The organism is Streptomyces sp. SID486 (assembly GCF_009865385.1).
In the GTDB taxonomy this organism is placed as follows: Bacteria; Actinomycetota; Actinomycetes; order Streptomycetales; family Streptomycetaceae; genus Streptomyces.
This window is the reverse complement of record NZ_WWJT01000585.1, coordinates 1-10597: the sequence shown is the minus strand read 5'-3', so window position 1 is coordinate 10597 and position 10597 is coordinate 1. Positions and strand designations below refer to the sequence as shown.

Sequence of the window (10597 nt, the reverse complement as noted above, 5' to 3'; positions counted from 1 at the left end):
GTGGTGCCTTCGGGTGGTGGGGTGTCGAGGCGGGTGGCGGCCCGGTGGCGCCCCCGGGCAGTAGCACGTTGAAGCGTGCGGGACAATGGAGTACGTGACTCGGATCGTGATCATCGGTGGCGGACCCGGCGGATACGAAGCGGCCCTGGTGGCCGCTCAGCTCGGCGCGGAGGTGACCGTCGTCGACTGCGACGGTCTGGGCGGAGCGTCGGTGCTGACCGACTGCGTGCCGTCGAAGACCCTTATCGCTACGGCCGAGGTGATGACCACCTTCGACTCCTCCTACGAGGAGCTGGGGATCATCGTGGCCGACGACACCCCGCCGCTGGAGCGGGCGGCCCGCGTGGTCGGCGTGGACCTCGGCAAGGTCAACCGGCGGGTGAAGCGGCTCGCGCTCGCCCAGTCCCACGACATCACCGCGTCCGTGACGCGCGCCGGCGCCCGGGTCATGCGCGGCCGCGGCCGGCTGGACGGCATGCAGGCCCTGGACGGGTCCCGCAAGGTCGTGGTCACCGCCGCCGACGGCACGGAGGAGACCCTCACCGCCGACGCCGTGCTCATCGCCACCGGCGGCCACCCGCGCGAGCTGCCCGACGCCCAGCCCGACGGCGAGCGGATCCTGAACTGGACGCAGGTCTACGACCTCGACGAGCTGCCGGAAGAGCTGATCGTGGTCGGTTCGGGCGTGACCGGTGCCGAGTTCGCCGGCGCCTACCAGGCACTGGGCTCCAAGGTGACCCTGGTCTCCTCGCGCGACCGGGTGCTGCCCGGCGAGGACCCGGACGCCGCCGCGGTCCTGGAGGACGTCTTCCGGCGCCGGGGCATGAACGTCATGGCCCGCTCCCGCGCGCAGTCCGCCAAGCGCGTCGGCGACCGGGTCGAGGTCACGCTGGCCGACGGCCGGGTGATCACCGGCTCCCACTGCCTGATGGCCGTCGGCGCCATCCCCAACAGCGCGGGCCTCGGTCTGGAGGAGGCCGGCGTCAAGCTGCGCGACTCGGGTCACATCTGGACCGACAAGGTCTCCCGGACGACCGCCCCGGGCGTGTACGCGGCCGGTGACGTGACCGGCGTCTTCGCGCTCGCGTCCGTCGCCGCGATGCAGGGGCGCATCGCGATGTACCACTTCCTCGGCGACGCGGTGGCCCCGCTGAACCTGAAGACGGTCTCCTCGAACGTCTTCACCGACCCCGAGATCGCGACCGTCGGGTACACGCAGGCGGACGTGGACGCGGGCAAGATCGACGCGAAGGTCGTCAAGCTCCCGCTGCTGCGCAACCCGCGCGCGAAGATGCAGGGTATCCGGGACGGCTTCGTGAAGATCTTCTGCCGGCCGGGCACGGGCATCGTCGTCGGCGGTGTGGTCGTGGCGCCCCGCGCCTCGGAACTGATCCACCCCATCTCGATCGCCGTCGACAACAACCTGACGGTCGAACAGATCGCGAACGCGTTCACGGTGTACCCCTCCCTTTCGGGGTCGATCGCGGAGGTCGCCCGGCAGCTGCACACCCGCAAGGCGAGCGCGGAGGCCTGACGGGCGGGCGAACTTTCCCCTGGTCACAGGGAGTTGCGGCGCATGCGGACGGCATAGTCGGGGCGGGCGGGCTTTATACCACTTCCCACCCCGCCATGCGAACAACTTCTGCTATTCGGCGCAAACTGCTGAAAGCAGACGGTCGCTGGGGTTACTGTCAGTTTCGTGTTCGCTGCTGAACGTCGCCAATTGATCCTCGAAATGGTGCGAGCGAACGGTGCCGTGTCGCTCCGTGAGCTCGCCCGCGTCGTCCAGACCTCCGAAGTGACCGTACGGCGGGACGTGCGGGCACTGGAGGCAGAAGGACTCCTCGACCGCCGGCACGGTGGTGCGGTACTGCCGGGCGGGTTCACGCGAGAATCCGGCTTCCCGCAGAAGTCGCACCTCGCGACCGCCGAGAAGACGGCCATCGCCGACCTCGCCGCGGGCCTCGTCGAAGAAGGCGAGGCCATCGTGGTCGGGGCGGGTACGACCACCCAGGAGCTGGCCCGCCGCCTGGCGCGCGTGCCGGGTCTGACGGTCGTCACCAACTCCCTCCTCGTGGCCCAGGCGCTGGCCCACGCCAACCGGGTGGAGGTCGTGATGACCGGGGGCACCCTGCGCGGCTCCAACTACGCCCTCGTCGGCTCCGGCGCCGAGCAGTCCCTCCAGGGCCTGCGGGTGTCCAGGGCCTTCCTCTCCGGGAGTGGTCTGACGGCCGAACGGGGCCTGTCCACCTCCAACATGCTCTCGGCGTCCGTCGACCGGGCCCTGGTCCAGGCCGCCGCGGAGGTCGTGGTCCTCGCCGACCACACCAAGCTCGGCACCGACACGATGTTCCAGACCGTGCCGACGGACCTCATCACCCGGCTGGTCACCGACGAGCCGCCCGCCCACGACGACCGCGCCGGCACGGAGTTGCAGGCGCTCGCCGACCAGGGCGTGCAGATCGCCGTTGCGGGGGCGAGCGGGAACCCGGGGGGTGAACAGGTCCCGGCGGGCCGCCGCGCCCCACTGCCGGGACCGCGAAGGGGGCACGTACCGGGCACCTCCGCCCTGCGCTCCACCCCGGGCCTGGGCGACCCCACCACCACCGAACGGGGCCGCGTCGCCGACCTGCGGCGCCGCTAGGCCGGTGCCGCGGCCACCCGGACGCTGGGCGGAACCTCGCTGTCGGTGGTCCCGCATAAGGTTCCGGCATGGCGCTGACGGACATCACCCGTGTCGAGATCCAGAAGGCGATGGAGGAGTACGACCGCCTCGGACGCGAAGCCTTCCTCGCCCGGCACGGCTTCCGTCCGGCCCGCCGGTATCTGCTGGTGCACCTCGGCAGGCGCTACGACTCGAAGGCGATCGTCGGGGCGGCACACGGGTACCTGCCCGGCCGCCGGTCTTTGGCGGCAGCCGAGTTCTCCGGCGGCGCCCAGCACGCCGTGGCTCTCCTGAGGAGCCTCGGCTTCTCGGTGGCGCAGGACCCGCCGGAGGATGCGCTCACCCACGAGCAACTGGTACGGCGCATCACCGAGCTGACGGTGAATCGATCCGCCGGCCGGCCCGCCCTCTACAAACCCATCACCCTGCTGTGGGCGATGGGACGTGCCCTGCGGGGTGAGCCGCGGCTGCTGGACTGGACGCGGACCGAGCAGGAGCTGGCCACGCTGCTGCGGCGGCACGGAGCACACGGCGAGCGGCCGCGTCCCGACTACCCCGTCGCGTCGCTGTGCCGTGACGGGATGTGGACCCTGCCCGACCACGCGGGCGAGGTGCCCACCGCCCACGGGGACGCCGGGCTGCGCCGGTGGTTCGCCGAACACCGGCCGCGCGGCGGGCCGGCCCGACCCGTCCACGACCTCTTCCGGCACTCGCCCGTCACCCGGCTCGCCGTGCTCGACGGCGTGCTCGGCACCTTCTTCGACGGAACCGACCCCGCGCCGCTGCTCGCGGACGTCGGTCTGCAGGACCCCGACGGTGATCCGGGAGAGGCGGCCGGGCCCCTGCCGCAGCAGCCCGACCGGTGGGTCGTCACGGCAGCCGAGTACGAGCGGGGCTGCCGGCTGATCGAGCAACGGGAGGCCAGGCTCGCGGGTGAGCGCGACACCCGGACCACGCACCGCCCGAAGCGTTCCCGCGCCGCCCGCTACCTGGTGCTGCGGCGCAGCGGGGGGCGGTGCGAGAGCCCGCGGTGCACGGGCCAGCCGGCGGACACGACGGACCGGCGGCAGCCCATACTGGAGGTCGACCACGTGCTGGACCTCGCCCTGGGCGGCCGGGACCACCCCAGCCAGATGGTGGCCCTGTGCCCGAACTGCCATGCGGTGAAGACCCGCGGCAGCACCCGCGAGGAACTCCGCGGCCTCCTGCTCCGGGTGGCCGCGGAACGCCACCGGGACATGCGGCCGCAGGCGGCCCCGCCTCGTCCGTGAGCCGCCGCCGGCGCCGCGGACGCCGCGCGCCCGGCGGCCGGGAGAACCGGTCCGCCGGGCGCGCGGCAGGGACGTGCGGCCGGGCTCAGTCCTTGATCTCGCAGATGGCCGCGCCCGAGGTGATGGACGCGCCGACGTCGGCGGTGAGGCCCTTGATGGTGCCCGCCTTGTGGGCGTTCAGGGGCTGTTCCATCTTCATGGCCTCCAGGACGACGACCAGGTCGCCCTCCTGGACCTCCTGGCCCTCCTCGACGGCGATCTTCACGATCGTGCCCTGCATCGGCGAGGCGAGGGTGTCACCGGAGGCGACCGGCCCGGACTTCTTCGCCGCGCGGCGCTTGGGCTTGGCACCGGCCGCGAGACCGGTGCGGGCCAGGCTCATGCCCAGCGACGAGGGCAGGGAGACCTCGAGGCGCTTGCCGCCGACCTCGACGACGACCGTCTCACGGCCCAGCTCCTCCTCCGCCTCGGCGTCGGCGGGAGCGGCGAACGGCTTGATCTCGTTGACGAACTCGGTCTCGATCCAGCGGGTGTGGACCGAGAACGGATCGGCGGAGCCGGTCAGCTCCGGGCCGAACGCCGGGTCCCGGACGACCGCGCGGTGGAACGGGATCGCGGTGGCCATGCCCTCGACCTGGAACTCGTCCAGCGCCCGGGCGGCCCGCTCCAGGGCCTCCTTGCGGGTGCGGCCGGTCACGATCAGCTTGGCGAGCAGCGAGTCCCAGGCCGGGCCGATCACACTGCCGGACTCCACGCCCGCGTCCAGGCGGACACCGGGGCCGGACGGCGCGTCGAAGCGGGTGACCGTACCCGGGGCCGGCAGGAAGTTGCGGCCCGGGTCCTCGCCGTTGATGCGGAACTCGAACGAGTGTCCGCGCAGGGCGGGGTCGTCGTAGCCCAGTTCCTCACCGTCGGCGATGCGGAACATCTCGCGGACCAGGTCGATGCCGGCGACCTCCTCGGTCACCGGGTGCTCGACCTGGAGGCGGGTGTTGACCTCCAGGAAGGAGATCGTGCCGTCCTGGCCGACGAGGAACTCGCAGGTTCCGGCGCCCTCGTAGCGGGCCTCCCGCAGGATGGCCTTCGAGGCGCGGTACAGCTCGGCGACCTGCTCCTCGGAGAGGAACGGCGCCGGGGCCTCCTCCACCAGCTTCTGGTGGCGGCGCTGCAGCGAGCAGTCACGGGTGGAGACCACGACCACGTTGCCGTGCTTGTCGGCCAGGCACTGCGTCTCCACGTGCCGCGGCCGGTCCAGGTAGCGCTCGACGAAGCACTCGCCGCGACCGAAGGCGGCCACCGCCTCACGGACGGCGGAGTCGTAGAGCTCGGGGACCTCTTCGAGGGTACGGGCGACCTTCAGGCCACGGCCGCCACCACCGAAGGCGGCCTTGATGGCGATCGGCAGCCCGTGCTGCTCGGCGAAGGCCACGACCTCCTCGGCGCCCGAGACGGGGTCGGGCGTGCCGGCCACCAGCGGGGCGCCGGCACGCTGGGCGATGTGCCGGGCGGCGACCTTGTCACCCAGGTCGCGGATGGCCTGCGGCGGCGGGCCGATCCAGATCAGACCGGCGTCCAGCACGGCCTGCGCGAACTCGGCGTTCTCCGAGAGGAAACCGTAGCCCGGGTGGACGGCGTCCGCCCCGGACTCGCGCGCCGCGTTCAAGATCTTGTCGATGACCAGATAACTGGTGGCCGGGGTGTCACCGCCCAGGGCGAACGCCTCATCCGCGGCGCGGACATGCAGAGCGTCCCGGTCCGGGTCCGCGTAGACGGCCACGCTCGCGATCCCGGCATCCCGGCAGGCCCGGGCCACGCGGACAGCGATTTCGCCACGGTTGGCGATGAGCACCTTGCGCACGATTGAGGCTCCCTCCTTGAAACAAGCCGAGTTTAGGGACTGCCGACACGGCACTTCGACCCGTCCCCACTGGTGAGCTTGCCCACACGGAGCGTGATACGAGGCTCGCTCGACCCGCGAAAGCCCATGTCGCACCACGGTACGCAGGACTCCCTCGGAAAACCCTAGCCCTGCCATGTGTCCAAGGTCTCTGTGCGAGCGTGCCGCGCCCCACTCTGATTCTTTGTCGAGTCCCTACGAATGGCCCAATGATTCTTTGCTGCTGCCCGAACCCTTGTCCCTGGGTTTACCCGTTAGTAGCGTTCGCGCTGTCTCGAACGTACCTGTGGTAACAGGCTGCTGGTGTGAAGGTGGGTGGGGACCGGTGGTGCGCAGACCGGTGGCATGGGTCGTGGCGGTCGTCCTCCTGGGGGAGGCCGTCGGCGTCGCCGCACTGAACTGGTTCCTCGGAGTGGTCGTCGACCGGCAGAAGATGTCCCTGGCCGGCCTCGACCCGGACGTCATGGCGACGTCCTCCAAGGTCGCGGGCGTGGTCTTCGGCCTCTACTTCCTGTTCTGCGCGCTGGTCGCCCTGCTCGTCGCGATACGCGACCGCGCCCCGGCCGGCTTCGGGCGTGTCCTGCTGATCAGCGCCGCCGTGGTGCACGGCCTGCTCGGCGCGTTCGTCTGGGGCCTGGTCGGCTGGACGGCGTTCCTGTTCATGATGGTCGTCCTCGCCCTGATCGTCCTGCTGCTGATGACGTACGACCGTGCGGACGGCCCCGAGGCCATGGCTCCGGACGGCGCGCCCGGACAGGGGGAGGGCCCGCGGACGCGGCCGGAGCCGGACGCGGTGCCCGCCGGCGCACCCGCCCCGGCGGATCGCGACGACGAGCCGCGGGACGGGGAGGGCGACGGGCCGCAGGACACCGTGCCCGCCCAGGTCAGCTCTCCGGCGCCCACAACTCGGTGATGCCCACGCCCAGTTCCGCGAGGAGCCGGCGGACCAGGGGCAGGCTGATGCCGATCACGTTGCCGTGGTCGCCCTCGATGCCCTCGATGAACGGCGCCGAACGGCCGTCCAGGGTGAAGGCGCCGGCGACGTGGAGGGGCTCTCCGGAGGCGACGTAGGCGGCCACCTCCGCGTCGGTCGGTTCACCGAACCGGACAACGGTGGAGGCGGTCGCCGACACGTACCGCTTCGCCTCCGTGTCCCACACACAGTGCCCCGTCTGGAGTACTCCGGCCCGGCCCCGCATGCTCTTCCAGCGGGCGGTGGCCTCCTCGGCGTCGGCCGGCTTGCCCAGCGCCCGCCCGTCCAGCTCCAGCACCGAGTCGCAGCCGATCACCAGGGCGCCCTGCACCTCCGGCCGCGCCGCCACCACCGACGCCTTCGCCTCGGCCAGGGCGAGCGCCAGGTCGGCCGGGGTCGGCGCGGTGACGGCGTCCTCGTCGACGCCGCTCACGATCACCTCGGGAGCGAGCCCGGCCTGCCGGAGCAGGCCCAGCCGGGCGGGGGACTGGGAGGCGAGCACGAGTCGCCTGCGGCGCGTTGCGGTCATGCGGTCAGGTTAGTCACCGCGGGCCGCGAGGCTCACCTCAGACCGATGAAGATCATGATCAGGACGCTGGCCAGGGCCATGAGGAGTCCGAGCCGCCGCAGCATCTCCTGTACGTCGCGCAGCTCCTCCGGCGGCTCGTTCTCGGGGTCTGACCACAGCATGTCACCAGCGTGCGGCTTCGGCCGGGGAGGGCGCCTGAGTACCGCTACTCATATCGGCGCCCGGTACCGCGGCCCGCCCGCGGGGCCCCCGCGGGCGGGATCGCGCTAGCTCGGCCAGTACGTACGCGTCCAGGACGCCGGGCCCGGGCCGGGGACCCGGGCCGCCGCGATCCGCGACGGGTCGGACCACGCGTCCCTCGGACCCTCCGCGCCGGACGGCGCACTCGCCGCCGCCGCGGCGCGGACGCGGACCACCGCCAGAGCGGCGGCCAGCTCCTCCGGGGTCGGGTTGCCTCGTACCACCTTGATGTTCATGACCACTCCCGGGATCGGCGGGGCCTACAGGGGGATGTTGCCGTGCTTCTTCGGGGGCAGGGACTCCCGCTTGGTGCGCAGCTGGCGCAGCCCGCGGACGATGTGGGACCGGGTGTCCGACGGCATGATCACCGCGTCGATGTACCCGCGCTCGGCCGCGACGTAGGGGTTGAGGAGGGCGTCCTCGTACTCCCGGATCAGCCGCGCCCGCACCGCCTCCGCGCTCTCGGGGCCCTCGCCGGCGGCTGCCGCCTCGGTGATGGTGCGCCGGTGCAGGATGTTGACCGCGCCCTGGGCGCCCATGACGGCGATCTGGGCGGTGGGCCACGCCAGGTTGAGGTCGGCACCCAGGTGCTTGGAGCCCATCACGTCGTAGGCGCCGCCGAACGCCTTGCGGGTGATCACGGTGATCAGCGGGACGGTCGCCTCGGCGTAGGCGTAGATCAGCTTGGCGCCGCGCCGGATGATGCCCTCGTGCTCCTGGCCCACACCGGGCAGGAAGCCGGGCACGTCCACGAAGGTCAGGACGGGGAGGTTGAAGGCGTCGCAGGTTCGGACGAAGCGGGCGGCCTTCTCGGAGGCGTCGATGTCCAGGCAGCCGGCGAACTGCATCGGCTGGTTGGCGACCACGCCGACCGGGTGACCCTCGACCCGTCCGAAACCGGTGACGATGTTGGGCGCGAACAGCGCCTGCGTCTCGAAGAACTCGGCGTCGTCCAGGACGTGTTCGACGACCGTGCGGATGTCGTACGGCTGGTTGGCGCTGTCCGGGACCAGGGTGTCGAGCTCCAGGTCCTCGGCGCTGACGGTGAGGTCCGCCTCCTCCGGGAAGACCGGCGCCTCGCTGAGGTTGTTGGACGGCAGGTACGACAGCAGCTGCTTGACGTACTCGATGGCGTCCTTCTCGTCGCCGGACATGTGGTGCGCCACACCGGAGGTGGCGTTGTGGGTGCGGGCGCCGCCCAGCTCCTCGAAGCCGACGTCCTCGCCGGTGACGGTCTTGATGACGTCCGGGCCGGTGATGAACATGTGCGAGGTCTGGTCGACCATGACCGTGAAGTCGGTGATGGCCGGGGAGTAGACCGCACCGCCGGCGCAGGGGCCGACGACCAGGCTGATCTGCGGGATCACACCGGAGGCATGGGTGTTGCGGCGGAAGATCTCGCCGTACGCGCCGAGCGAGGCGACACCCTCCTGGATGCGCGCGCCGCCGGAGTCGTTGATGCCGATGACCGGGCAGCCGGTCTTCAGCGCGAAGTCCATGACCTTGACGATCTTCTGGCCGTAGACCTCGCCGAGCGCGCCGCCGAAGACGGTGAAGTCCTGCGAGAACACGGCGACGGGACGGCCGTCGACGGTGCCGTACCCGGTGACGACGCCGTCCCCGTAGGGGCGGTTGTTCTCCAGGCCGAAGTTGGTGGAGCGGTGCCGGGCGAACTCGTCCAGTTCGACGAAGGAGTCCTCGTCGAGCAGCAGCTCGATCCGCTCACGGGCCGTCAGCTTGCCCTTGGCGTGCTGTTTCTCGACGGCGCGCTCGGAGCCGGCGTGCGTTGCCTCGTGGATCCGGCGCTGGAGATCCGCGAGTTTCCCTGCGGTCGTGTGGATGTCGATCTCGTGGATCTCGTGACGCTCTTCCGGCTCGGACATCGGGATGCGGCTCCCTGCCTGCTCAAAAGGGGGGACGGTTACTCATTCGTAGAGTAGTGGCGGGCCCCGCCGGTCAGCACTGCGTCGTTTACCACACCTAGGGTGGCTTGCATGACGCCGCAGAATCCCTCAGACGACAGCCGCTGGTCCGACCTGGACCGTCCGCCCCTGAACGCCGCGGCACTGCGGCGCGGGCTGGTCCGCGACGGCGGGCTGTACCGCGACATCGAGGTGGTGCGGCGGACCGGTTCCACCAACTCCGACCTCGCCGCGCGGGCGGCCGCCGCCGACGCCGACGAGGGGGCGGTGCTGGTGGCGGAGGAGCAGACGGCAGGCCGGGGCCGGCTGGACCGCCGCTGGTCGGCGCCGCCGCGGTCCGGTCTCTTCTTCTCCGTGCTGCTGAAGCCCACCGAGGTGCCGGTGGCGCGCTGGGGCTGGCTGCCGCTGCTGACCGGGGTGGCGGTGGCGACCGGGCTGGCCCGGGCGGCGGGCGTCGACACGGCGCTGAAGTGGCCGAACGACCTGCTGGTGACGGTGGGCGGGGAGGAGCGCAAGGCCGGGGGCATCCTCGCCGAGCGGGCCGGGGACGACGGCGTCGTCATCGGCGTCGGCATCAACGTGACCCTCGGGGCGGACGAGCTGCCCGTGCCGCAGGCCGGATCGCTGGCGCTGGCCGGAGCGGGGAGCACGGACCGGGACCCGCTGCTGCGGGCCGTGCTGCGGTCGCTGGAGGAGTGGTACGGGCGGTGGCGGGCGGTGGGCGGTGACCCCGCCGCGAGCGGACTGCAGGAGATGTACACCGCGGGCTGCGCGACCCTCGGCCGCACGGTCCGCGCCGAGCTGCCGGGCGACCGGGCGGTGGTGGGCGAGGCCGTGGCCCTGGACGGCGACGGCCGTCTGATCATCGCCACCGAGAAGGGCGTGCAGGAGCCGGTGGGAGCGGGCGACATCGTCCACCTGCGGCCCGCCTGAGCGCCGGCGCCGACGCACCGGCCGCCACGGGCGGACACCCCACCGCGGCAGCCTCCTCGCGCCGTGCGCGACCGCGGCACCGCCCGGTGCCGACGCACCGGCCGCCACGGGCGGACACCCCACCGCGGCAGCCTCCTCGCGCCGTGCGCGACCGCGGCACCGCCCGG

General features: G+C 72.2%; 10 protein-coding genes. 5 read left to right on the top strand and 5 right to left on the bottom strand.

Annotation, left to right across the window (positions count from 1 at the left end; translation table 11 throughout):
- The first annotated feature begins 85 nt into the window (after positions 1–85).
- The 3 genes from GT045_RS27420 (at position 86) to GT045_RS27410 (ending at position 3936) form a co-directional block, all read left to right on the top strand.
- Positions 86–1534, top strand: coding sequence for an NAD(P)H-quinone dehydrogenase (locus GT045_RS27420; protein WP_161290634.1), 1449 nt, complete (start codon positions 86–88; stop codon positions 1532–1534).
- 165 nt (positions 1535–1699) lie between these two features.
- Positions 1700–2644, top strand: coding sequence for a DeoR/GlpR family DNA-binding transcription regulator (locus GT045_RS27415; RefSeq protein ID WP_161290636.1), 945 nt, complete (start codon positions 1700–1702; stop codon positions 2642–2644).
- Between the two features lie 68 nt (positions 2645–2712).
- Positions 2713–3936, top strand: coding sequence for an HNH endonuclease signature motif containing protein (locus GT045_RS27410; protein WP_161335801.1), 1224 nt, complete (start codon positions 2713–2715; stop codon positions 3934–3936).
- A gap of 85 nt (positions 3937–4021) precedes the next feature.
- Here GT045_RS27410 and GT045_RS27405 read toward each other — a convergent pair whose 3' ends face one another.
- Positions 4022–5794, bottom strand: a complete 1773-nt coding sequence (locus GT045_RS27405) for a biotin carboxylase N-terminal domain-containing protein (RefSeq protein ID WP_161335800.1) — start codon at positions 5792–5794, stop codon at positions 4022–4024.
- A 364-nt stretch (positions 5795–6158) separates the two neighbouring features.
- Between GT045_RS27405 and GT045_RS27400 the strand changes: the two genes are divergently transcribed.
- Positions 6159–6746: a hypothetical protein gene (locus tag GT045_RS27400; protein ID WP_345942774.1), complete on the top strand. Its 588-nt coding sequence runs from the start codon at positions 6159–6161 to the stop codon at positions 6744–6746.
- Here GT045_RS27400 and GT045_RS27395 read toward each other — a convergent pair.
- From GT045_RS27395 to GT045_RS27385, 4 genes are all read right to left on the bottom strand, one after another.
- The gene (locus GT045_RS27395) at positions 6718–7335 is read right to left on the bottom strand and encodes a nucleoside triphosphate pyrophosphatase (RefSeq protein WP_161296130.1); all 618 of its coding nucleotides are present in this window, start codon (positions 7333–7335) and stop codon (positions 6718–6720) included. The two genes, GT045_RS27400 and GT045_RS27395, sit on opposite strands and share 29 nt — an antisense overlap.
- Positions 7336–7367: 32 nt before the next feature.
- Positions 7368–7496, bottom strand: a complete 129-nt coding sequence (locus tag GT045_RS40525) for a hypothetical protein (RefSeq protein ID WP_272921485.1) — start codon at positions 7494–7496, stop codon at positions 7368–7370.
- A 105-nt stretch (positions 7497–7601) separates the two neighbouring features.
- Complete coding sequence (locus GT045_RS27390; RefSeq protein ID WP_161296128.1) at positions 7602–7811, bottom strand: acyl-CoA carboxylase epsilon subunit; 210 nt, start codon at positions 7809–7811, stop codon at positions 7602–7604.
- Positions 7812–7835: 24 nt separating this feature from the next.
- On the bottom strand, positions 7836–9458 hold the full coding sequence (locus tag GT045_RS27385) for an acyl-CoA carboxylase subunit beta (protein WP_161296126.1): 1623 nt from the start codon (positions 9456–9458) through the stop codon (positions 7836–7838).
- Between the two features lie 111 nt (positions 9459–9569).
- On the opposite strand from GT045_RS27385, the gene GT045_RS27380 reads away from it, so the two are divergent.
- On the top strand, positions 9570–10430 hold the full coding sequence (locus tag GT045_RS27380) for a biotin--[acetyl-CoA-carboxylase] ligase (protein WP_161335799.1): 861 nt from the start codon (positions 9570–9572) through the stop codon (positions 10428–10430).
- Positions 10431–10597: the final 167 nt, after the last annotated feature.